Origin of the sequence: Streptomyces sp. SID14515 (assembly GCF_010548505.1) — a bacterium.
In the GTDB taxonomy this organism is placed as follows: Bacteria; Actinomycetota; Actinomycetes; order Streptomycetales; family Streptomycetaceae; genus Streptomyces; species Streptomyces caviscabies.
In genome coordinates this window covers 1-22793 of sequence record NZ_JAAGMH010000107.1, presented here as the reverse complement: position 1 = coordinate 22793, position 22793 = coordinate 1, and the positions used below count along the sequence as shown (strand labels likewise).

At 71.3% G+C, this 22793-nt stretch carries 23 protein-coding genes and 1 tRNA gene; 18 read left to right on the top strand and 6 right to left on the bottom strand.

Annotated features, from left to right (window positions below):
• Positions 1-57 precede the first annotated feature (57 nt).
• Together G3I54_RS24260 and G3I54_RS24255 are read left to right on the top strand one after the other, a co-directional pair.
• Positions 58-1143 carry an S-(hydroxymethyl)mycothiol dehydrogenase gene (locus tag G3I54_RS24260; RefSeq protein WP_164617002.1) on the top strand — a complete coding sequence of 362 codons (1086 nt, stop codon included), beginning with the start codon at positions 58-60 and terminating at the stop codon, positions 1141-1143.
• Positions 1143-1772: an MBL fold metallo-hydrolase gene (locus G3I54_RS24255; RefSeq protein WP_164617000.1), complete on the top strand. Its 630-nt coding sequence runs from the start codon at positions 1143-1145 to the stop codon at positions 1770-1772. The genes G3I54_RS24260 and G3I54_RS24255 overlap by 1 nt, the downstream gene beginning before the upstream one ends.
• 12 nt (positions 1773-1784) lie before the next feature.
• Here G3I54_RS24255 and G3I54_RS24250 read toward each other — a convergent pair whose 3' ends face one another.
• Positions 1785-2723, bottom strand: coding sequence for an RluA family pseudouridine synthase (locus tag G3I54_RS24250; RefSeq protein WP_164616998.1), 939 nt, complete (start codon positions 2721-2723; stop codon positions 1785-1787).
• Between the two features lie 356 nt (positions 2724-3079).
• Between G3I54_RS24250 and G3I54_RS24245 the strand changes: the two genes are divergently transcribed.
• The 12 genes from G3I54_RS24245 to G3I54_RS24190 all read left to right on the top strand — a co-directional run bounded on the left by G3I54_RS24245 (position 3080) and on the right by G3I54_RS24190 (position 16148).
• Positions 3080-3742 carry a hypothetical protein gene (locus G3I54_RS24245; RefSeq protein ID WP_164616996.1) on the top strand — a complete coding sequence of 221 codons (663 nt, stop codon included), beginning with the start codon at positions 3080-3082 and terminating at the stop codon, positions 3740-3742.
• A gap of 51 nt (positions 3743-3793) precedes the next feature.
• Positions 3794-4438 (top strand): copper resistance protein CopC, encoded by a 645-nt coding sequence (locus G3I54_RS39075; protein WP_164617192.1) that lies wholly within the window; start codon positions 3794-3796, stop codon positions 4436-4438.
• Positions 4428-6470 carry a cytochrome c oxidase assembly protein gene (locus tag G3I54_RS24235; RefSeq protein WP_164616994.1) on the top strand — a complete coding sequence of 681 codons (2043 nt, stop codon included), beginning with the start codon at positions 4428-4430 and terminating at the stop codon, positions 6468-6470. Before G3I54_RS39075 ends, G3I54_RS24235 begins: the two co-directional genes overlap by 11 nt.
• Positions 6467-7135, top strand: a complete 669-nt coding sequence (locus tag G3I54_RS24230; RefSeq protein ID WP_164616992.1) for a thioredoxin domain-containing protein — start codon at positions 6467-6469, stop codon at positions 7133-7135. Before G3I54_RS24235 ends, G3I54_RS24230 begins: the two co-directional genes overlap by 4 nt.
• A gap of 13 nt (positions 7136-7148) precedes the next feature.
• Positions 7149-7673: a carbonic anhydrase gene (locus G3I54_RS24225; protein ID WP_164616990.1), complete on the top strand. Its 525-nt coding sequence runs from the start codon at positions 7149-7151 to the stop codon at positions 7671-7673.
• A gap of 41 nt (positions 7674-7714) precedes the next feature.
• Positions 7715-8197 (top strand): DUF3093 domain-containing protein, encoded by a 483-nt coding sequence (locus tag G3I54_RS24220; protein ID WP_164617190.1) that lies wholly within the window; start codon positions 7715-7717, stop codon positions 8195-8197.
• A gap of 170 nt (positions 8198-8367) precedes the next feature.
• Positions 8368-9090, top strand: a complete 723-nt coding sequence (locus G3I54_RS24215; RefSeq protein ID WP_164616988.1) for a DUF1775 domain-containing protein — start codon at positions 8368-8370, stop codon at positions 9088-9090.
• Positions 9091-9822: 732 nt separating this feature from the next.
• Positions 9823-10959, top strand: a complete 1137-nt coding sequence (locus tag G3I54_RS24210) for a PLP-dependent cysteine synthase family protein (protein ID WP_164616986.1) — start codon at positions 9823-9825, stop codon at positions 10957-10959.
• Entirely contained in the window at positions 10956-12212 is a 1257-nt protein-coding gene (locus G3I54_RS24205; protein WP_164616984.1) for an MFS transporter, read from the top strand. The genes G3I54_RS24210 and G3I54_RS24205 overlap by 4 nt, the downstream gene beginning before the upstream one ends.
• Before the next feature lie 83 nt (positions 12213-12295).
• Complete coding sequence (locus G3I54_RS24200; protein ID WP_275408013.1) at positions 12296-12709, top strand: metalloregulator ArsR/SmtB family transcription factor; 414 nt, start codon at positions 12296-12298, stop codon at positions 12707-12709.
• Positions 12702-14852 (top strand): cation-translocating P-type ATPase, encoded by a 2151-nt coding sequence (locus tag G3I54_RS24195; RefSeq protein WP_164616982.1) that lies wholly within the window; start codon positions 12702-12704, stop codon positions 14850-14852. The genes G3I54_RS24200 and G3I54_RS24195 overlap by 8 nt, the downstream gene beginning before the upstream one ends.
• A gap of 258 nt (positions 14853-15110) precedes the next feature.
• On the top strand, positions 15111-16148 hold the full coding sequence (locus tag G3I54_RS24190) for a C40 family peptidase (RefSeq protein ID WP_164616980.1): 1038 nt from the start codon (positions 15111-15113) through the stop codon (positions 16146-16148).
• A gap of 154 nt (positions 16149-16302) precedes the next feature.
• On the opposite strand, the gene G3I54_RS24185 is transcribed toward G3I54_RS24190, so the two are convergent.
• The 3 genes from G3I54_RS24185 to G3I54_RS24175 form a co-directional block, all read right to left on the bottom strand.
• Positions 16303-17202 (bottom strand): M56 family metallopeptidase, encoded by a 900-nt coding sequence (locus G3I54_RS24185; protein WP_164616979.1) that lies wholly within the window; start codon positions 17200-17202, stop codon positions 16303-16305.
• On the bottom strand, positions 17199-17564 hold the full coding sequence (locus G3I54_RS24180; RefSeq protein WP_164616976.1) for a BlaI/MecI/CopY family transcriptional regulator: 366 nt from the start codon (positions 17562-17564) through the stop codon (positions 17199-17201). Before G3I54_RS24180 ends, G3I54_RS24185 begins: the two co-directional genes overlap by 4 nt.
• 132 nt (positions 17565-17696) lie before the next feature.
• Positions 17697-17784, bottom strand: a tRNA-Leu gene (locus tag G3I54_RS24175).
• A 184-nt stretch (positions 17785-17968) separates the two neighbouring features.
• Between G3I54_RS24175 and G3I54_RS24170 the strand changes: the two genes are divergently transcribed.
• The 3 genes from G3I54_RS24170 (at position 17969) to G3I54_RS24160 (ending at position 20632) form a co-directional block, all read left to right on the top strand.
• Complete coding sequence (locus G3I54_RS24170) at positions 17969-19303, top strand: M20/M25/M40 family metallo-hydrolase (RefSeq protein WP_056703072.1); 1335 nt, start codon at positions 17969-17971, stop codon at positions 19301-19303.
• Between the two features lie 152 nt (positions 19304-19455).
• Positions 19456-19689, top strand: a complete 234-nt coding sequence (gene chpH / locus G3I54_RS24165; protein ID WP_006123411.1) for a chaplin ChpH — start codon at positions 19456-19458, stop codon at positions 19687-19689.
• Positions 19690-19828: 139 nt separating this feature from the next.
• On the top strand, positions 19829-20632 hold the full coding sequence (locus G3I54_RS24160; RefSeq protein WP_164616974.1) for a chaplin: 804 nt from the start codon (positions 19829-19831) through the stop codon (positions 20630-20632).
• Positions 20633-20701: 69 nt separating this feature from the next.
• Here G3I54_RS24160 and G3I54_RS24155 read toward each other — a convergent pair whose 3' ends face one another.
• Complete coding sequence (locus G3I54_RS24155) at positions 20702-20890, bottom strand: DUF5703 family protein (protein WP_003970138.1); 189 nt, start codon at positions 20888-20890, stop codon at positions 20702-20704.
• A gap of 47 nt (positions 20891-20937) precedes the next feature.
• Between G3I54_RS24155 and G3I54_RS24150 the strand changes: the two genes are divergently transcribed.
• Positions 20938-21603 (top strand): hypothetical protein, encoded by a 666-nt coding sequence (locus tag G3I54_RS24150; RefSeq protein ID WP_164616972.1) that lies wholly within the window; start codon positions 20938-20940, stop codon positions 21601-21603.
• 90 nt (positions 21604-21693) lie between these two features.
• On the opposite strand, the gene G3I54_RS24145 is transcribed toward G3I54_RS24150, so the two are convergent.
• A partial coding sequence (locus tag G3I54_RS24145; RefSeq protein ID WP_239144543.1) for an AAA family ATPase occupies positions 21694-22793 on the bottom strand: 1100 nt, incomplete at its 5' end.

Below are 22793 nucleotides of genomic sequence, written 5' to 3'. Positions count from 1 at the left end.
GCGTACGGTGGTCCGCGATCGATCTTCGCGCAGCGCGGGAGCAGGGAGAGCAGGGCTATGGCACAGCAGGTGCAAGCGGTCATCGCACCGGGCAGGAACGAGCCGGTCAGGGTCGAGACGATCGTGATCCCGGACCCCGGTCCCGGCGAGGCCGTCGTGAAGATCCAGGCGTGCGGCGTCTGCCACACCGACCTGCACTACAAGCAGGGCGGCATCAACGACGAGTTCCCCTTCCTCCTCGGCCATGAGGCCGCGGGCGTCGTGGAGTCGGTCGGCGAGGGCGTCACGGACGTCGCCCCCGGCGACTTCGTCATCCTCAACTGGCGTGCCGTGTGCGGCCAGTGTCGCGCCTGTCTGCGCGGCCGCCCCTGGTACTGCTTCGACACCCACAACGCCAAGCAGAAGATGACGCTGCTCGACGGCACGGAGCTGTCGCCCGCCCTCGGTATCGGCGCCTTCGCCGAGAAGACCCTCGTCGCCTCCGGCCAGTGCACCAAGGTCGACCCCGAGGTCGCCCCGGCCGTCGCCGGACTGCTCGGCTGCGGTGTCATGGCGGGCATCGGCGCCGCCATCAACACGGGTCAGGTCGGCCGCGGCGACTCGGTCGCCGTCATCGGCTGCGGCGGCGTCGGCGACGCGGCCATCGCCGGAGCCCGGCTGGCCGGAGCGGCGAAGATCATCGCGGTCGACATCGACGACCGCAAGCTGGAGACGGCGAAGAAGATGGGCGCCACCCACACCGTCAACTCCCGCTCCAGCGACGCCGTCGAGGCGATCCGCGCCCTCACCGACGGCAACGGCGCCGACGTCGTCATCGAGGCCGTCGGCCGCCCGGAGACCTACGAACAGGCCTTCTACGCCCGCGACCTGGCCGGAACGGTCGTCCTCGTCGGCGTCCCCACCCCGGACATGAAGCTCGAACTGCCGCTCCTGGACGTCTTCGGCCGCGGCGGCTCGCTCAAGTCCTCCTGGTACGGCGACTGCCTGCCCTCCCGCGACTTCCCGATGCTCGTCGACCTCCACCAGCAGGGCCGCCTCGACCTCGCCGCCTTCGTCACCGAGACCATCGGACTCGGCGACATCGAGCAGGCCTTCGCCCGGATGCACGACGGCGACGTCCTCCGCTCGGTGGTGGTCTTCTGATGGCCGCCCGCATCGACCACCTGGTCACCTCCGGCACCTTCGCCCTCGACGGCGGCGAGTGGGACGTCGACAACAACGTCTGGATCGTCGGCGACGACACCGAGGCGATCGTCATCGACGCCGCCCACGACGCCGCCGCGATCGAGGCCGCGCTCGGCGGCCGGACGCTGCGCGCCATCGTCTGCACCCACGCGCACAACGACCACATCGACGCCGCCCCCGCCCTCGCGGAGGCCACCGGCGCCCCGATCCTCCTCCACCCGGACGACCTGCCGCTCTGGCAGCAGACCCACCCGGAGCGGACCCCCGACGGCGCCCTGACCGACGGCCAGGAGCTGACGGTCGCCGGCGCCACCCTCACGGTCCTGCACACCCCGGGCCACGCCCCCGGCGCGGTCTGCCTGTACGCCCCCGAGCTGGGAACGGTCTTCACCGGCGACACGCTCTTCCAGGGCGGCCCCGGCGCCACCGGCCGCTCCTTCTCGTCGTTCCCCACGATCATCGACTCGATCCGCGACCGGCTGCTGACGCTCCCGGGCGACACGGCGGTCCGCACCGGCCACGGCGACCCCACCACCATCGGCGCGGAGGCCCCGCAGCTCGACGACTGGATCAAGCGCGGCCACTGAGCGCCGCGCGCCTCACCCCTCCGGCCAGGCGGAGAGCCGCAGCCCGCTCTCGAAGCGGCGCGGCTCCCCGCTGACCGGATCGGCGAACTCCAGCACCCGCGCCAGCAGTTGAAGGGGCCGCGAGAAGTCATCGGCGGCCCCTTCCTCCGCCACCTCCGGATACAGCGGATCGTGGACGATCGGCAGCCCCAGCGCGTTCATATGGACCCGCAGCTGATGCGTCCGCCCGGTGGCGGGCAGCAGCCGATAGCGCCCGAGCGACCCCCGGCGCTCCACCAGCTCCACCCGGCTCTCACTGTTCGCCTCGCCCGCCTCCTCCCGGGCGGCGAGCACCCCGCGCTCCTTGACGATCCGGCTCCGTACGGTCCGCGGGAGGGCCAGCTCCGGATCGTACGGAGCCACCGCCTCGTACTCCTTCCGCACCAGCCGGTCCCGGAAGAGCGTCTGGTACGCGCCCCGCTCCTCGGGCCGCACCACGAAGAGCACGAGCCCCGCAGTCAGCCGGTCCAGCCGGTGCGCGGGCTGCAGCTCGGGCAGCGCCAACTCCCGCCGCAGCCGGGCCACCGCGGTCTCGGTGATGTGCCGCCCCCGGGGCGTGGTCGCCAGGAAGTGCGGCTTGTCCGCGACCACGATCCGCTCGTCCCGGTACACGACCCCGACCGGGAACGGCACCGGCTCCTCCGCCGCGAAGTCCCGGTGGAACCAGAGATACCGCCCGGCGGCGTACGGATCGTCGCCCCGCACCGCGACCCCGTCGGCCCCCACGAACCGCCCGGCCGCCAGCATCCGGCCCACCCGGTCCACCCCGATCGCCCCGCCGAACCGGTCGGCCAGATGTGCCCCGACGGACGCCCACCGCCCCTCCGGATCCTCCGGCAACCGCACCCGCACCGCGTCGATCCCGTCCCGCTGGGGGAGCGGAGCGGCGGGCGGCTTCCTGCGACCCCGCATGGTCGTAACCTCTCCGTCGCGGGCCGGTGACGCAAAAGAGCCCCACCGAAGTGGGGCGGAACAAGATCAGCTCCCAGGGTATCTGCTGTCCATCACCGACAGATGGCGTCGATCTGGGTTCCGCCCGTTAGGAGCCGTAGGTACGGCGTCCTGTGGTGTCCGGGCGGCCACCAGGGCCGCGCCCAGCGGCACCACATCGGCGGCCATGCGACCTGCGTCTGCGGACAGCCGCAGGAGAGCACGAGTCCGAGCAGGACCGGGACGAGAACACCCGACAGGTGGGCAGGCGCCCCGCTACGGGTAGCCTTCTCCTCGCCAGAGCCGCCTCTCTCACCGTGACGTTCGGGAATCCGCCCATGGGACCGTTGCTGTTGCCCCGTACCGCTTCGCCGGCATCCGGCGTGCTGCGCGGTGTGCGTGCTGCGGTTCTCGCCGTGTTGTGCGTCCTGCTGCCGATGGTCGGGCACGTGCTGAGCCTGGGGCACGCCCCGCAATGGGTCGTCGTGGCGGTGGTGGGTCTCGTGGCCGTACCGGGAGCGGTGTTCCTGACCCGGCGGAGACTCACCGACGGACAGCTTCTCGGGGTGCTGGTCGCGGCACAGGTCGCCCACCACGCCACGTACGCGTTGCCCGGGATGTGCCGGGCAGCGGCTGGAGCGGACACCACCTCGATCCTGCCGTCGCTGGTGGAGCACGGCGCCACCCTCCAACTGCCTGCGGGAGCGCTGCTCTCCGGCCATGTGATCACTCTGATCGTGGCCGCCCGGGTGCTCGGTGTGACCGAGCAGATGCTGTGGCAGAGCAAGCCTCTGCTGGCCGTGGTCCTGCGCCTGCTGGCTTTCGTCTGGCCGCTCCTGGTCGTGCGCGGCCACGGACCGCAGGGCAGACTCCGGCCGACCGAGATGCTGTTGAAGCCCGCCGTTCCGGTACGGCTGCGCTCCGGCCGGGCTCCTCCGGGCGCCGGTGGTCTCCTCGTCCGTTCCCGGCTGACGCCGGTCGGCTGTCCTGCCTTGTCCTGACAGACATACCCGTGCAGGGGACGACCGGCGTGCGCCGGTCCGCGCGTATTCCTGCGGCTGAGGCCGCAGGCCGCACAGAGAGTCCCCTCATTCCATGCACCACACCCACCTGCGTGCGCGCTTCGCGACACGCGCCCTCGTCGTACCCGCCGCCCTGGGCGTCCTCGCCGCGGGCGCTCCCCTGGCTGCGGCGCACACGGATCTCGACAGCAGCACCCCGCGGCCAAGGCGTCGCTGGCGGAGGTACCTGAGAGCGTCACGCTGACCTTCAGCGATCCGATGGACCAGAAGTACGCCAAGGTCGCCGTCACCGGTCCCGACAAGCAGCCTGCCGCCCAGGGCCTCCCCCGGGTCGACGGCAAGCGCGTCACGATCGCTCTCGACCCGCAGGCCCCGGCAGGCGCCTACAGCGTCGGCTACCGCGTCGTGTCCGCCGACGGCCACCCGGTCTCCGGCTCCTACAGCTTCATCGTGCAGGCCCCCAAGGCGTCCGCCGGCGCGCGGGTGTCCTCGCCCGAGCCACCGGCCGGGCGGACGGCGTCGCCCACTCCGGCCTCGGCCGGTCCCGTGGCCGCGGACGGCGGAGACGCCACCGGTACGAGCACAGCGGCTGTCACCGCGGCCGGGGTGCTGATGGCCGCCGGGGCGGGCGGCTACCTCCTGTTCCGGCGCAGGCGGGTCAGCCGTGGCGACTGACGGCGCGGTGACCGGGCCGAAGGCGTTCTCCCGCCTGCCGCTGCTCCTGGCGGTCGCCACGGCGGGTTCGGTGATCGCTGCCGTCGTCGCTGTCCGGGCGGGCGGCGGCGAGGCGACGGTGCCGGGGATCGAAGGCCCGGGAGCGGTGACCACCTGGGGGCTGCCGGTGGTGCGCACGCTCGCGGACGTGTCCGCGGTGGCCACGATCGGGGCTCTGCTGATGGTGGTGGTGCTGCTGCCGGGCGGCCGGCGGCTGGGGGCGGACCAGCTGCGCTTTCTGAACTGGGCAGCCGTATCCGCCGCGGTGTGGACGATGGCGTCCTGCACCACCCTGGTCTTCACCCTCTCCGACCTCTTCGCCCAGCCGCTGGGAACGGTCCTCGCTCCCGACATGGTGGCGGACTTCGTCCTCACCGACCCCCAGGGGCGTTCCTTCGCACTGGCCGCCGCGGCAGCCGGAACCGTCGCCACGGTGTGTCTGGGGCTCGGCACCGCCCGCTGGGCCCGTGCCGCTCTCCTGCTCGCGGTCGCCGGGCTGCTTCCGCCCGCGTTCACCGGCCACTCCTCGGCCGCGAGCAACCACGATGCCGCTGTGATCAGCCTGGCCCTGCATCTGGTCGGCGTCGCCGTCTGGGTCGGCGGCCTGCTCTTCGTCCTCGTGGCGGCCTTCCGGCGGGAAAAGCAGACGAAGGACGCGGTGCGGCGGTTCAGCCCGCTGGCCGGATGGTCACTGCTAGCCGTCGCGGCCAGCGGACTGGTCAACGCCGCCGTACGGCTGCCCTCGCCCGGCGAGGCGTTCACCAGCCGGTACGGGCTGCTCCTCCTGACCAAGACCATGGCCCTCCTGCTCCTGGGAGTCGCCGGATGGTGGCACCGCAAACACACCATGGTGTCCCTGGAAGCAGGTAGCCGGCGGGGCTTCGTCCGCCTCGCCGCCGGTGAACTGCTGATCATGGCAGCGGCGATGGGGCTCGCGGTCGGCCTGTCCCGCACTCCCGCTCCCGGGGCGCCGGACGCGGCACTCTCCCCGGCGGAGGAACTGCTGGGCTTCGCCATGCCTCCGGCACTGGGCGACTTCCCCTGGACGCCGCTGTTCACCCAGTGGCACTTCGACCCGCTGTTCGCCTTCGGTACGGCGACCGCCGCATTGCTGTACGTGGCGGGTGTCCGCAAGCTGCACGCGCGGGGGGACCGCTGGCCGGTCGGGCGGACCATCGCGTGGTTCATGGGCCTGGCGGTGACCGTGCTCGCGACGATGAGCGGCCTGGCGGTGTACGGGAAGGTGCTGTTCAGCGTCCATATGGGCCAGCACACGATCCTCGCGATGAGCGTGCCGATCCTGCTCGTGCTGGGCGCTCCCGCCACCCTCGCGCTCCGCGCGCTGCCCGCCGCGCCCAAGGGCTCTGCAGCCGGGCCGCGCGAGATGCTGATCGCCCTGCTCCACAGCCGCTACGTACGCGTCATCTCCCACCCGGTCGTGGCGAGCGTGCTGTTCATCGGCAGCGCCTTCGCTGTCTACTACACCTCACTGTTCGAGACGCTGATGAGCACCCACCTCGGCCACATGGTCATGCTGGTGCACTTCCTCGTGGTGGGGCTGCTGTTCTTCTGGGTGATCATCGGCATCGATCCCGGACCGCGCCGCCCACCGCACCTGGGCCGCCTGTTCACTCTCATCCTGACCATGCCGTTCCACTCCTGGTTCAGCATCTCCCTGATGAGCTCCACGACCCTCATCGGCGCCGGCTGGTGGTCCCGGCTCGACCGCCCCTGGGTCACCGACGCGCTGGAGGACCAGTACGACGCCGGAGCCATCGCCTGGGCCACCGGAGACATCCCTGTCCTGATCACCACGATCATCCTGGCGATCCAGTGGGTCCGCTCCGACCGGCGAGAAGCCCGGCGCATCGACCGGCAGATCGACCGCGGCGACGCCGGTGACCCCCTGGCCGCCTACAACGCCTACCTCGCCGGCCTCCACGCCCGCGACCGGCGCCCCGTCCCCCGCGAAACCACCAAGAGGCCATCATGAAGAAAATCACCAAGCACCTGATCATCGCCGCCGTCCTGGTCGCCTGTTTCGCGGCAGCCCTCGGCTCCTACCTCCTGCTGCGCCCCGACACCCCCTCCGACAGCGCGGCGAACATCCAGCCCGCCGCGCAGGCCCTGCCCGTACGGGCCACCAGCCACCGCCTCAGCCAGCCCGAACGCAGCGAGCTGACCGTCGTCGAGTTCCTGGACTTCGAATGCGAAGCCTGCGGCGCGTACTACCCGGCAGTCGAGAAGCTCCGCGAGGAGTACGGCGACCGGGTCACCTTCGTCGCCCGGTACTTCCCCATGCCCGGCCACCGCAACGGCGAACTCGCCGCCCGTACCGCCGAAGCCGCAGCCCGGCAGGGCAAGTTCGAGGAGATGTACAGCAAGCTCTTCACCACTCAGAAGGAATGGGGCGAGTCGCAGGAGAGCAAGGAGAGCGTCTTCCGCGGCTACGCGAAGGAACTCGGCCTCGACATGAAGAAGTTCGACACGGACCTCGCCGACCCGGCCACCGCCGAGCGCGTCAAGGTCGACCAGCGCGACGGGCTGGGCCTCGGTGTGCAGGGCACCCCGACCTTCGTCGTCGACGGCACCAAGATCCAGAACCCGGCCTCGTACGACGAGTTCAAGAAGCTCATCGACGACCGTCTCGCAGACTGACCCGGAGGCCGGCATGCAACCCCTGATAGACGAAGCCCGTACCTTCCCCGCCCGCGCCGCCGCACACGGCGTGAACCTCGGCCCGCACACCACCAGCGCCACACCACAGGCCATGTTCATCGCCTGCTCCGACGCCCATGTGGTGCCCGCCCTGATCACCGGGAGCCGCCCGGGCGACCTGTACGAACTGCGCACCTATGGCGGGAGAATCTCGCCCTACACCGAGTACGAGCCGACCAGCGAGGCCCAGACCATCGAGCACGCGGTCGACGTCCTGTGCGTCACCGACATCATCGTGTGCGGCCACTCCCGCTGCGGGGTCATCGACGCCCTCCACCCCGACTCCGAAGCAGCACCCTTCCACCTGGCCGCAGGGCACTGGCACACCCTCATGCAGTTCGACGCCCTCAGCGCGTACCCGTGTGTCCAAGCCCGGCTGATCGACCGGACCCTGCGTCTGCACGCCTGGTTCTACGACATCGACGCGGGCACCACCGCCCGCTACGACCCGCACGCCAGCACGTTCCTGCCGCTGTGAACGCCCCCCGTACCCCCGCCGTGTACGACAAGGTGAACCCCGTGGCCGCGGACAACGCACTCGCTTACGACGAACGCCTCACCGTCCCCCGCACCTGGTGGCTCATCGTCTTCGCCTTCGGGCTGGCCATGGCCCTGGTCTTCTTTCCGTACGGGCTGATCGCCGCCCTCATCGCCTTCGTGGCCGGCGGCGGCCTGGCCACGAGCTTCGCCATGTCCCAGGGATCGACGCGCATCCGGGTCACCCCGAAGCTTCTCGTCGTCGGTGACGCACGCCTGCCGCTGAACGCCCTGGGCGAACCCCACGCCCTGGTGGGGGAGGAGGCCCGCGCCTGGCGCACCTACAAGGCCGACACCCGGGCCTTCCTCGTCATGCGCAGCTACATCGGAGGCGCGGTCCGGGTGGAGGTCCTCGACCCGGACGACCCCACCCCCTACCTGTACATCTCCACCCGCGCACCCGAGCAGCTCGCTGCGGCGATCCGGGGTACCGCCCGCAGCGGGCAGGCGGGAGACGAAGGGTAGAAGCGCGTGCGAAGCCGCCGACTCCCGCACCCCGGACCGCTCACCGTCCGAGCTGCCGGCCCACCTCCTGACACGGAGAGGCCCTCCAGGAGGTCCGGACTCCCGCCCGGGCGCCCCTGAAGAACACCGTTCACCGTCGCCTTCTGCCTTCCCTCACCAAGGAGCCCATCATGGTCGCCCTTCCATCCGCCGCCCGTAGGATCAGCTCCGCGGGCGCTCTCGCGCTGACTGCGGTGCTTGTTTCGGCGGCGCCCGCTTTCGCACATGTAGAGGTCCAGTCCGAGACCCCGCAGGCGCTTGCCCAGAACGTGAGCATCACCTTCGAGGCCGAGGCCGAGTCGGACAGCGCGGGCATCACCGAAATGCGCGTCGTCCTCCCCGAGGGCATCAGCCCTGCCGACGTCACCCTGCGAGGGCAGCCCGCGGGGTGGAAGTTGAAGGCCGGCTCCGACGACTTCACCATCGGCGGACCGCCGGTCCCCGTCGGTACCAACGCCGTCTTCACCGTGAAGGTGCGCCAACTTCCCGACGCCGAAGAACTGGCCTTCAAGACGATCGAAACCTACAGCGACGGCAAGATTTCCCGGTGGATCGAGATCCCCACGGGGGACAGCAGGCCGGAACAGCCCGCCCCGATACTGAAGTTGAAGGCCGCAGCCCCGGGAGCCTCCCCCATCGCCCCCAGCCCCACGGCGAGCGACACCCCTCCCCCTGCCCCGTCGCCGTCCACCGCCTCTCCGGCCCCGGCCGAGCCGACCCCCGAAACCGCTGATGAGGAAGAGGACGGCGGAGGCCGGGTGGGGCTGGTCATCGCCGGAGCGGTGGTCGTCCTGGCCGCGGCGGGTGGCGTGTGGTGGCTGCTCAAGCGCCGCTCGGCGAGTTCTCGGAGCTGACTTTCCCGGCCGCGGCTTGGTCCACTCGATCGAGTGAATGGGCTGTGGCGGCTTTCACGCCACTCGGCGCAGAACGAGGGGCAAGAGGCAGCCTCGATGGCTGGATCCGCAGGATCGCCCCCATCCCTGACGCGCACCTTATGTGCTCGGTCGACTACATTCTGTGCCTATGAGGATGGGGGCTGGACACCGTGTCAGCCACCTCGGTATGTGGTCCGAGGCGGCCCTGATGGTGCTGCTCGCCGTTCTCGTCCACCTGCTGGCCTGTGCTCACGGCCCCGCCCTCTCCGGTGAGGGGCGGGCCGACAGCATTGCCGCAGTTTTCGGGTCCTCATGCGGTCAGCCCCCGCCTCCGCAGACGTATCCCCCCGGGCAGGCGCCGCAGCCCGCGGGGGACGGCGATCTGCAGTGCCGGAGCGGGGACGAGCCGAGCGTCCAGACGCCGCGCGGAATGCCGCAGGCCGACGCCGGTGTCTGCGACGAACTGCCCGGCGCACCGTCCGGTGTGAGCGTCGACTGCGGATGGCAGCGACCACCACCCTCCGCCTGCTCCGCAGGGCTGCCCACCCAACAGAAGCGTGCCTGTCTGGGTGTATGGCGGACGTGACCGGCCGGTGAGCCGTCGTTACGCGGGTCACCACCCGCCACGGCGTCACTGCCACGGTCACCCGTCCTGATCTTCCTGCACAGCGGCCGACCGCCTACCGGCGCCGGCCGTAGGAGAAGCACGCCATGAACCAGAGCACCCGCACCTCCCTTCCCGCCGCGCCGGCTGGACTCCTCGCCCACAGCAAGCGCCCGATGCACACCCCGGCCGGACTGGTCGGGGACACCCCCGTCCTGTGGATCGGCGACCCGTTCACCGCGCCCGGCCGCGGATTCTGGGCCAAGCTGGAGGGCCACAACCCCGGCGGCATCAAGGACCGCACCGCCCTGCACATGGTGCTGGCCGCCCGGCAGCGCGAGCAGCTGCTGCCCGGGGCACGGATCATCGAGTCCACCTCCGGCACCCTGGGCCTGGGGCTGGCTCTCGCCGGAGCCGTGTACGGGCACCCGGTCACCGTCGTCACGGACCTCGGGATGGAGCCGTTCATGACGGGGCTGCTCACCACCTTCGGCGCCGAGGTGGAACTCGTCCGGACCCCGCACCCGGTCGGCGGCTGGCAGGAGGCCCGCCGCCGACGCGTCGAAGAACTCCTCGCCGTGCAGCCCGACGCCTGGTGCCCCGACCAGTACAACAACCCCGACAACGTCGCCGCCTACGCCGCGCTCGCCCATGAGCTCGTCGCCCAGCTCGGCCGGATCGACACCCTGGTCGTCTCGGTGGGCACCGGCGGGCACTCCGCCGGAGTCGCCTCCGTGCTGCGCGGCTACTTTCCGCACCTGCGCGTGGTGGGCGTGGACACCACCGGGTCGACGATCTTCGGGCAGCCGGCGGCGACGCGCCTGATGCGCGGCCTGGGCAGCAGCATCCATCCCCGCAACGTCGCGTACGACCTGTTCGACGAGGTCCACTGGGTGGCGGCCCCCGAAGCGGTCTGGGCGGCGCGGCGGCTGGCCCGCGATCACTACGCCACCGGCGGCTGGAGCGTCGGCGCGGTCGCTCTCGTCTCCCGCTGGTTGTCCCGGACGCTGCCGGCGGAGAACCGGATCCTGACGGTGTTCCCCGATGGCCCGCAGCGGTACATCGGCACCGTCTTCGACGACACCTACTGTCGCGAGCACGGTCTGCTGGACCATCTGCCCGCCGACGACCCCGACGAGATCGACCGGCCCGAAGACCGGGTCGTCTCGCGCTGGACCCGATGCACCCACGTCACCGACCCCCTCGCGCTCGACGCGCGGCTGCTCGCCGAGGCCGCCCGATGAGGGCTGTGTGGGAGCAGACCCGCTCCTTCTCCGCCCCCACTCGGCTTCTGATGGCCAACCAGTTCGCCATCAATCTCGCCTTCTACATGCTCATGCCCTACCTCGCCGCCCACCTCGCCGGACCGCTCGGGCTGGCCGCCTGGGCCGTCGGACTGGTCCTGGGGGTGCGCAACTTCTCCCAGCAGGGGATGTTCCTCATCGGCGGAACCATCGCCGACCGGTTCGGCTACAAGGCGCCCATCATGGCCGGCTGCCTGCTGCGCACCGCCGGGTTCGGGCTGCTCGGCTGGGTCGACGATCTGCCCGCGCTGATCGCCGCATCCGCGGCCACCGGCTTCGCCGGCGCGCTGTTCAACCCTGCCGTACGCGCCTACCTGGCCGCCGAAGCGGGGGACCGCAGGGTCGACGCCTTCGCCACCTTCAACGTCTACTACCAGGCAGGCATGTTCCTGGGCCCCCTGGTGGGCCTGGCCCTGCTCGCCGCCGACTTCCAGGCCGTGTGCACGGTCGCCGCCGCCATCTTCGCCGTGCTCACGGTGTTGCAGTGGCGCGCTCTGCCCGACCGGCGAGGCGCGAGCGCGGGCGGTGCCTCCGAACCTGTCGACAGTGTCCTCGGGCAGTGGCGATCGGTGCTGGCGAACAGCCCGTTCCTGCTGTTCTCCGGTGCCATGATCGGCTCCTACGTGCTGACCTTCCAGGTCTATCTCGCGCTCCCCCTGGCGGCGGCGGACTCCCTGGGGGCGAACGCCACCAAGGCGACCAGCGGTCTGTTCGTCATCTCCGCCGCGGTGGCGGTCGCCGGCCAACTGCGCCTGACGTCGTGGGCGAAGAGCCGCTGGAGCCCGCACCAAGCCCTTGCCGTCGGCCTGTCCTGCATGGGCCTGGCCTTCGTCCCGCTCGCGCTCACCCCACGCGATCTCCCCGCCATGGTGCTGATCGCGCTCGTGTGCGCGGTGGTGCTCCTCGCCGTCGGCGGCGCGATCGTCTATCCGTTCGAGATGGACACCGTGGTCGCCCTGTGCGAAAACCGGCTGGTCGCCACCCATTACGGCCTGTACAACACCATCTCCGGCCTGGGCATCACACTGGGGAATCTGGCGATCGGGGCCCTCTGGGGCTTCGCGCAGAACCACGGGGCTGCCTGGCTGGCGTGGGCGGTTCTCGTCGCAACAGGCTTCGCGTGCGCGGTGTCGGTCACCGTGCTGGCCCGCAGTGGACGGCTCGCCCCGCGTGTTGTCCAGGCTGTCGGCTGAAGAGCACTCCCGCACTGGGTGGAACGGCCGCTGCACATGATTCAGTCTGTGCTTGATTAAGCATTGGCTGTAACGTCGCCACCATGGAGATGCGACACGACAGGAGCCTGGCCGTGGCTGTGGACGCCGGCGCGCTGGCCCGGGTGGGCACGGCGCTGGCGGACGAGTCGCGGCGCAGGCTGTTGCTGGCTCTGCTCGAAGCCCCCGCCTACCCCTCGGACCTCGCCGCACGCCTGGGCCTGACCCGCGGCAACGTCTCGAACCATCTGTCCTGCCTGCGCGGCTGCGGGCTGGTCAAAACCGTCCCCGACGGTCGGCGGGTGCGCTACGAGCTGGCCGACCCCAAGCTGGCGCACGCCCTTGCCGAGCTGGCCGCCCTCGTCCTGCTCGTCGACCACCAGGGTCGGCCCGACCAGGAATGTGATCCGGACGGCGTCTGCTGCTCGGGCGGCACCACACCCGGACACATGGGCGACGTGGAGGCTCGTCATGGCTGACGAATGCTGCGGCACCGGCCCCTCCGTCGCCACGCCCCGGGCTTCGGCGGCGCCCGAGCCGCCCTCGCGCGTCCGGCAGATCCGCGAACTGCAGGCCGCCACCGCCTCCGGTGTGCTGCTGGGCATCTCGTTCCTGATCCCCGATGCCGTCTCGGCGCCCCTGATGCTCGCCGCGCTCGCCGTCGGTGCGGCCACCTTCGCTCCTGGCGCCCTGCGGGCTCTGCTGCGCGGTCGGCTCGGCGTCGGGTTGCTGATGACCATCGCCGCAGGCGGGGCCGTCGCCCTCGGCGAGTACGGCGAGGCGGCGACGTTGGCGTTCCTGTTCTCCATCGCCGAGGGCCTCGAAGGGTACGCACTGGCCCGGACCCGGCACGGGCTGCGGGCCCTGCTGGACCTCGTGCCGCCCAACGCCGTGGTCCTGCGCGACAACACCGAGCACCAGGTGCACCCCGCCGACCTCGTCGTCGGCGACGCCCTGATCGTGCGGCCCGGCGAGAAGATCGCCACCGACGGCACCGTCCGCGCCGGACGCAGTGCCCTGGACACCTCCGTGGTGACCGGAGAGTCCGTCCCCAGCGAGGTCGGCCCCGGCAGCGACGTCTTCGCCGGGACCATCAACGGCGCGGGCGCCCTGGAGGTGACCGTCACCGCGACCGCCGAGGACAACTCCCTGGCCCGCCTGGTCCACATCGTCCAGAACGCCCAGGAACGCAAGGGCGACAGCCAGCGCCTCGCCGCCCGCTTCGCCCGCCCCCTGGTCCCCGGCGTTCTGGTCCTCGCCGCCCTGATCGCCGCCCTGGGCAGCCTCTTCGGTGACCCCGGCGTCTGGATCGAACGCGCCCTGGTCGTCCTGGTCGCCGCCGCGCCGTGCGCCTTCGCCCTGTCCGTCCCCATCGCCGTGGTCGCGGCCGTCGGCGCCGCCTCCAAGGCCGGCGTCCTCATCAAGGGCGGCGCCGCCGTCGAGGCACTCGGCGCCGTACGCGTCGTCGCCATCGACAAGACCGGCACCCTCACCCGCAACCGCCCCGCCGTCGTCGACGTGGTCACCGCCCCCGGCGTCGACCGCGACCGGGTCCTGAGCGTCGCCGCCGCATTGGAGGCGCGCAGCGAGCACCCCCTGGCGGCAGCGATCCTCACCGCCGCCGACACCCTCGTCCCCCTGCCGGCCGCGGATGTCGAGGCGGTCCCCGGCAACGGCCTGACCGGCACCGTCGAAGGAACCCCGGCCCGCCTGGGCAAGCCCGGTTTCCTCGATCCGGGTACCCTCGGCACAGAGGTCGCCCGCCTCCAGAACGCCGGGGCCACCGTCGTCCTCGTCGAACACGAGGGCGCCGTCCTCGGCGCCGTCGCCGTACGCGACGAGATGCGACCGGAAGCCCCCGAGGTCATAGCCCGCCTCGGGCGGCAGGGCGTCCAGGTCGTCATGCTCACCGGCGACAACACCCGTACCGCCGAGGCCATCGCCACCGACGCGGGCATCACCGACGTTCGCGCTGAACTCCTTCCCGAGGACAAGGCCCGCATCGTCACCGAACTCTCCGCACGCGGCCCGGTCGCCATGGTCGGCGACGGCATCAACGACGCCCCCGCCCTCGCCACGGCCCACGCCGGCATAGCCATGGGCGCCATGGGCAGCGACGTCGCGATCGAAGCCGCCGACATCGCCCTCATGGGCGAAGACCTGCGCCGCCTGCCCGACGCCATCGCCCACACCCGCGCCGCCCGCGCCGTCTTCACCCAGAACCTCATCCTCTCCGGCGCCATCCTCCTCACCCTCGTTCCCCTCGCCGGCATCGGCGTCCTTGGCCTGGCCGCCGTGGTCGCCACCCACGAACTCGCCGAAGTCCTCGTGATCGCCAACGGCATCCGGGCCGGACGCAGGACCCGCCTGCCCCGCCACCAGCCTGTCCGTGACCCCTCCCCGGCCCGACCCCGGACGGCCGCCACCCCGCAGGAGACGGTGGGAACGGGCCACGCCGCACCCACGGACCGGCTCTCGCGGAGCCTGCTGTCGACGGCCACGGGCGCCCCCTTCGCGATTGAGGTCCCCAACCGGGAGGCCCGTCCTTCGCAGGCAGCCCTAGGCCTCGAACCCGTCGCCGCCCCCGCACCGGCGCGCACCTGCGACTGCTGCACGAAGTGAGGGGCGAGCACGAGTTCGGGGCGGGTGGCTTCTGCCCCAGGAGCAGGCCGGGGGCCGATTCACCGTTCCCGGCGCTCGCAGTCGGCCGAGGCTTGGCCCTAAGTCACTAAGTTGATTAGTATGAGTTTCCCGTCTCCGCACGGTCGATCACCCGCCCGGGGTGTCGGTGGAGGCGTCGCTGAACCCGCCGCACTCCTGCGGAACTTGACGGTCGACCTTGCCGTCGGGCAGCGGCCGAGGAAGAAGGAGCTCGCCTCAGTGGCGTCCCACCGTCGTCCTAAGCAGCCGAATCACGCGTACACCTCCGTCCTGACCGCGACCGCCGCGGTCACGGTCGCGATGTCCGCGCAGTCAGCCTCGGCGGACCCGCTGCCGGACCCGAACAAGAAGGGTGTGCAGGCCCAGATCGACCGCCTGTACGAGGAAGCCACCCAGGCCACGGAGAAGTACAACGGAGCGAAGGAATCGGCCGACAATCTCCAGGAAGAGGCCGACAACCTGCAAGAAGCGGTCGCCCGCAAACAGGGAGCCCTCAACGAACTCCGCCAGCAGCTCGGCTCCGTGGCCACCGCCCAGTACCGCAGCGGCGGCCTCGACCCCTCCCTCCAACTGCTCCTCTCGGCCGACCCCGACTCCTACCTCGAAAAGGCGTCCGGCCTCGACCGTCTCAGCGCACGTCAGTCCGACACCCTCCAGCGATTCCTCTCGCAGCAGCGAGCCCTGCAGCAGCAGCGCACCCAGGCCGCCGAGAAGCTCAACAGCCTCCAGGACACCCGGAAGGAACTGGGAAGCAAGAAGAAGGAGATCCAGGGCAAGCTGGCAGAGGCGCAAAGGCTCCTCAACACGCTGACCGCCAAAGAACGGGCCACGATCGCCGAGAAGGAGGAGCGAGCCAACCGCTCCAGCGAACGGGTCGACCTCGGCAACGAAACCAGCGCGTCCGGAATCACGGCCGCAGCCTTCAACGCCGCCAAGAGCCGGGTCGGCATGCCGTACGTCTGGGGAGCGACCGGCCCCGGCTCCTTCGACTGCTCCGGTCTGACCTCCTGGGCGTTCCGTCAAGCCGGCGTGTCCTTGCCGCGCACCTCGCAGGCCCAGGCAAACGCGGGCACCCGGATCAACTCCCTCGGCGCGCTCAAGCCCGGCGACCTCATCATCATGCGCACCGACCTGAGCCACGTCGGCTTCTACGCCGGAAACGGACAGATCCTCCACTCGCCCAAGCCCGGGGCCCAGGTTCGCTACGAATCGATCGCCCGCAGCGGTATGCCCTTCATGTGGGGCGTACGGATCTGAGAGCCCCGCATGTGACTCTCAACGTTCCCGTGCACGGCAGGCACGGACCCATGGCGGAGGCCGGCCGAGGCGTCGGCGAATCCGGCCACGAGCAAATCCGGCGGCCGGGCCCACCGGAATGCCGCGGCTGAGGAAGCGGCTGGCCCCGGTCGGACTACTCCAGACCGGCACCGCACGCCAGCAGCACGGGCAGGAGCGGTGCCATGACGGCGCCCGCACCGACACAGCAGCGCAGGACGGGATGCACACCGCGTGCCGGCCTCAGCACTCTCTTCAGGCGGACCAGCACGGTCTGCCCACCGACGGCCAGAGCTCCGGGCGGCGCTTCGCCCGATGCCATGCTGAACATCGCCGCAGCCAGCGTGCTGCGCGGAAAGCGCTGGAGCGCGCGGTCGTCGGCGACCATCTCGAGCAGCAGCGGAACCTGCTCCCGCATGTGCCGAGCCAAGGGCACGCCCGGAAACGCCCAGCTCAAGGCGTGGGCCCCGGAGAGAATCAGGTGATGGCGGCCCAGCACGTGGGCCCGTTCGTGCTCGACGACAGCACCGAGCTCGGCGCCGGACAAGAGATCAACGGCGCCCGTGCTCACGACGATCCGCGGCCGACGGCCCGGCAGGCAATAGGCGGCGGGCACGGCATGCTCCACCACGGTGGCACCGAGACCGGCCGAGCGGCGGCCGACTTTGTCGAGGATCTCACGGCGCCCGCCCCGAGCGGCATGAGCCCGTGCGGCGTGGAAGGCGAATCCGACAAGATGAGCAACGACCAGGATCACGGAGCATGCGACTCCTGCACGGGCGAAAGCGGCGTCGCCGGACGGCCCGAGACCCAGTGCCGCCCGACACGAGTAGAGAAGCCCGTGTAGGTGCGCGTCGGGGTCGGCGAGGTTCAGCGCGGCCAGCGACAGGCTGAGCGAGAAGGTCACCGCGAGGGTGAACCAGACCGCTATCGCCAGCGAGGGCGAACGCTGCGGCCAACGACTGCGCAGCATGACGCCCGGCGCCAGCGTGCTCACCACGGCCGCGTAGCCGATCAGGGCGGGGGCGGCGTTCACAGCTCGTCACGACCGGTGGACCGCAGCGCCTCGCGCAACGCGGCGACTTCCTCGTCCGTCATCCGCTCGACGAAGTGGAGAAGCGCAGCAGAGCGGTCCTGGCTTGTACCCAGCGCGTCCTCCATCAGGGCCGCGGAGTACGCCTCGCGGCTGCGCACCGGGGTGTAGAGCCACGCCTGCCCCCGCTTCTGCCGGGTCAGCCACCCCTTGTTGTAGAGAATCGTGGCCACCGTCATCACGGTCGTGTAGGCCACCGGGCGACGGAGGTTGATGTCGTCGACCACCTCACGGACCGTCGCAGGCCTGCCCCACTTCCACAGGCAGTCCATGATCTCGGCTTCAAGCTCCCCGAGCCGTCGCATCCCCGGCCTCTTCCCGGGTGGTCGCACCCCGACACGCCCTACCTGAACAGAACGAACACATCCACCACGACAACAGAGCCGGTCAAAGCGACAAAACGTCGCTTTGACCGGCTCTGTTCGGTCGGTAGACCCTGGTGTCCGAGGGGGGACTTGAACCCCCACGCCCGATAAAGGGCACTAGCACCTCAAGCTAGCGCGTCTGCCATTCCGCCACCCGGACAAGGTGTCTGTCTTCGCGGGCCGTGCCCGTTCCGACGTGGAAAACCATAGCAAACATTCAGGGGTGCTCGATCACGCCCCGATGGCTGTGAACGGTGCGTGACGGGGGGTGCGCGGCCTTGGGTGTACGCCGTGGGCGCGGGAGGATGAGGAGGAGCACCACAGCGACAGTGGAAGGAACCAGCGTGAGCGAGAGCAGCACGGGCAAGGCCGTCACCGGCGGCAACGCCGAGAGGGAGGTCGTCGACCTCTGTCGTGACCTGATCCGGATCGACACCAGCAACTACGGCGACCACTCGGGCCCCGGTGAGCGGCTCGCGGCCGAGTACGTCGCGGAGAAGCTCGCGGAGGTCGGCCTGGAGCCGCAGATCTTCGAGTCGCACAAGGGGCGGGCCTCCACCGTCGCCCGGATCGAGGGCGAGGACCCCTCCCGCCCGGCGCTCCTCATCCACGGGCACACCGACGTCGTGCCGGCCAACGCGGCGGACTGGACGCACGACCCGTTCTCCGGCGAGATCGCGGACGGCTGCGTCTGGGGCCGGGGCGCGGTCGACATGAAGGACATGGACGCGATGACCCTCGCGGTCGTCCGCGAGCGGATGCGCACCGGCCGCAAGCCCCCGCGCGACATCGTGCTCGCCTTCCTCGCGGACGAGGAGGCCGGCGGGACGTACGGGGCGCGCTACCTCGTCGACAACCACCCCGGGCTCTTCGAGGGCGTCACCGAGGCGATCAGCGAGGTCGGCGGCTTCTCCTTCACCGTCAACGAGAACCTGCGGCTGTATCTGGTGGAGACGGCCCAGAAGGGCATGCACTGGATGAAGCTGACCGTGGACGGCACCGCCGGGCACGGCTCGATGATCCACAAGGACAACGCCATCACCGAGCTGTCCGAGGCGGTCGGGCGGCTGGGCCGGCACAAGTTCCCGGTGCGGGTCACCAAGACGCTGCGGCACTTCCTGGACGAGCTCTCGGACGCGCTCGGCACCGAGCTGGACCCGGAGAACATGGACGAGACGCTCGCCAAGCTCGGCGGCATCGCCAAGCTCATCGGCGCCTCCCTCCAGAACACCGCCAACCCCACCCAGCTCGGCGCGGGCTACAAGGTCAACGTCATCCCGGGCCAGGCGACCGCCCACGTCGACGGCCGGTACCTGCCGGGGTACGAGGAGGAGTTCCTCGCCGACCTCGACCGGATCCTCGGCCCCAACGTGCGCCGCGAGGACGTGCACGCGGACAAGGCCCTGGAGACCACGTTCGACGGCGCCCTGGTCGACGCCATGCAGACCGCGCTGGTCGCCGAGGACCCGATCGCCCGTGCCGTGCCGTACATGCTCTCGGCCGGCACCGACGCCAAGTCCTTCGACGACCTGGGCATCCGGGGCTTCGGCTTCGCCCCGCTGAAGCTGCCGCCGGAGCTGGACTTCGCCGGGATGTTCCACGGCGTCGACGAGCGGGTGCCGGTCGACGGTCTGCAGTTCGGCGTGCGGGTGCTCGACCGGTTCATCGACCACTCCTGACCGCTCCATGTCCGATTCGCCGTCGATTCGTCCACCTGTACGGACATGTCCGAACGAGTGAAACGAGCCGTTCACACGTAGCCCCGCCCCAGCCTCCTCGTTACAAGGTTTGCGGTCCGCGGCTGGGACCGCATTTCCAACTAGGAGGAATAATGATCAAGAAGGTCGTCGCAGTTGCGGCTGCTACGGGTGGCCTCGTTCTCGCGGGTGCGGGCATGGCTTCCGCCGACGCGGGCGCCCAGGGTGCTGCCATCGGCAGCCCCGGCGTGCTCTCCGGCAACGTCGTCCAGGTTCCGGTCCACGTGCCGGTCAACGTGTGCGGCAACACGGTCTCCGTGATCGGTCTGCTGAACCCCGCCTTCGGCAACACCTGCGTCAACGCGTGACGTTGAACGTCAACCCGTAAGGGTTTGAGCTCGGTCGGTCCCGGAGTGCACTCCATGCACTCCGGGACCGTTCGGCATTCGGCTCCCGCACGGTCATGTCCGGGGGTTTTTCGGAAGGCAGAAGGCAGGAAACGAACCTATGCGACAGGTCACTCGTAAAGGCCTGATCACCATGGCGGCGGCGGGCGGAGTGCTCGCGCTCAGTGGCGGATACGCCCACGCCGACTCCGGGGCGGCCGGCACGGCGTCCGGCTCGCCGGGCGTGCTGTCCGGCAACTCGGTCCAGGTCCCGATCGACATCCCGGTCAACGTCTGCGGCAACTCCGTCAGCGTCGGCGGACTGCTCAACCCCACCAGCGGCAACGACTGCGGAAACGGATCAGCAGGATCCGACCGTTCGGCCGACCGCTCCGGGGACCGCTCGGCCGCTCCGGAGACCCGCTCGGTCCCCGGCGGCTCCGGCAACGGCGCCCAGGCCGGCGACACCACCGCCTCGGACCGGACCTCCGAGCCCGGCACCGGCCGTCACCGGGCCCCGGGCGGCGGCGCCACCGCCGAAGGGATCGCCAAGGGCTCGCCCGGCATCCTCTCCGGCAACTCGATCCAGGCGCCGATCGACATCCCCGTGAACCTCTGCGGGAACAGCGTCACCATCGGCGGGCTGCTGAACCCCGCCTTCGGCAACAGCTGCTCCAACGACGCCGAGGTTCCGCCCCCGCCGCCCGAGGAGCCCGAGGTTCCCCCGGTCACGCCGGAGACGCCGGTCACCCCGCCGGCCAACCAGCCGCCCGAGCCGAATGCTCCCGAGACCCGGAACATTCCGCAGGAGCAGCTCGCGCAGACCGGTGGGGGCGGGCTCGAACTGCTCATCCCGGCCAGTGCGGGACTGCTGCTCGCCGGCGCGGGATCGGTTCTCTACCGACGCTCGCGCAGCGCCGCCTGATCCGGGCGCGCACCGCACGGCACACCACGAAGGAGGAGCGGGCCCCGCGATCGCGGGGCCCGCTCCATGTCACCAGGTGGCCCGTAGCTGACGGATGATCCGCCTGCGCAGCCGCACCCTGCGGCTGCCGTCCCTGCGGAGCGTCAGGCGGTCCAGTTCCCAGTGTCCGTACTCGGCGTGGTCGGTCAGGAGTCGGGCCGCTTCCTTGCGGGAAACCCCGCGCGGCACGTACACGTCGACGAATTCGTATTCCGGCATCGCATCTATTGTGCGGGCAGAGCCCCGGTACGGATAGCGTCTGCACTATGTCTGATGCTGCGCAGCCCACCGCTGCCGAGGTACGTGCCGCCGCCGAAGCGGTCAAAACCGCGATCGACCGTCACCTCGACGCGGTCGAACGCCGTACCGGGGACGACGACCCCGCCGTCTACGACGCGTTCAACGCCCTTGCCGCTGCCGCCGAGGTCTACGACGAGCTCCTCTACGACCGCTACGACGAAGTCACCCCCTTCGAGATCCCCGGCGCGGACGACTCCCTGCCGCCCTACGCCGGTCCCGCGGAGCCCAGCGCGCTCAGCGTCCTGATCCGGCGCGACTACGTGGTCGCGGAACCTCCGCGGCTGCTCGCACAGGCTCAGCGCCTCGCCGACCTCGACGCGGGTCCGGGGGACGGACCGGACGCGGCCCCGGTCGTCGGCACCAGCGTCCACGCCGCGCTCGGCGTGCTCTTCGGTGAGTACGAACCGGACGAGATCGCCTCCCGCCACAAGGAGTTCGGTCTGGAGGAGGGCGACTCCACCCTGTGGGTCTCGGCCGGCGAAGCGCCGCCGGAGCCGGGGGAGTGGCTCGGCGCCCCGTTCGAGGACGCCGACCCCGAGCTGGTGGTCTGCCGCTTCGACGTCAGCGCGGTCTTCGACGAGGAGGACGAGACGGACGAGGACTTCGCCGGGCCCGCGGTGGGCGGCCTCTGACCCCACTCCTTCGACTCCTCTCCCGCACCGGACGTGACGGTGGGGCCCCGGCGCACCGCGCACCGGGGCCCCACCGCTGTCCTCATCCGTTCACGAAGCCGCGTCGGGCGTCGGGAGCGCCTCCAGCAGCGGGCGCAGCCGGGTCGTCCGCTCCTGGGCCGGCACCTGCGCCACCGCGTGCGGAAGCGCCTGGTCCACCCCGTGGACCACGGACAGATGCCGCTCGCCCCGGCCGAACGCGGTGTACACCCACGGCCTGCTCAGCCCCTGCGCGGCATCGCCCGGCAGCACCACGACCGCGGCGGGCCAGCGCATCCCGGCCGCCTGATGGGCGCTGAGGGCCCAGCCGTGCCGCACCGACGACTCCACCCGCTCCTGCGGTACGACGACGGGCACGCCCCCGCAGTCCAGCCGCAGCCCCTCGGCGTCGGCCGAGCGCACCACCCCGGGCACCGCACGACCGGGCGCGGGCACATGGACCACCCGGTCGCCCGGGTCGAAACCGCCGAACCGGCCGGGGCCAGGGTTGAGCCGCTGCTTCAGCGCCTCGTTCAGCGCCCTGGTCCCGGCGGCCCCGCCATGGCCCACAGTGATCACCTGGGTCTCCTCGGCGGGGATGGAGAACGCCCGGGGCACCGAGTCGGCGACCAGCTGCACGGTGCGGTGGACCGCCTCGCCCGCGTCGCGGACCGGGACGATCACCACCTCCTTGCCCGGGGCGTCGACCTGGTTCAGCTCGCCGATGCCGATGCCGGAGACCAGCTCGCCGATCGGCCCCGGGTCCGGGGTGCGGGAGACGACCTGCGGACAGGCGCGGGCGGCCAGCACATCGGCGAACACCCGCCCGGCGCCCGCCGAGCCCAGCACGCCCGGGTCGCCGCTCAGCACCAGCCGGGTGCCGTCGGCCAGCGCCTCGACCAGGACCGCCGCGTTCTCCACGTCCAGCTGCGGGGCGTCCAGCACGACCAGCAGGTCCAGGGCGAGCGCCCCGTCCTCGTCCCGGCCGGGACCCTGCGCGCCGGACAGCAGGCCGGCCAGGGTGACCGCCGTGTCCGGATCGCCGATGGCGGCCGCGAGCCTCCGGCGGCCGTCCTCGCTGTGGGTCGCGCCCAGGGCCCGCAGACCCAGGCCGCGCGCCGCCGCGATCAGCGCGGCGGGCTCGGCCCGCGCCGCCTCGCCGCCGCTGTGCG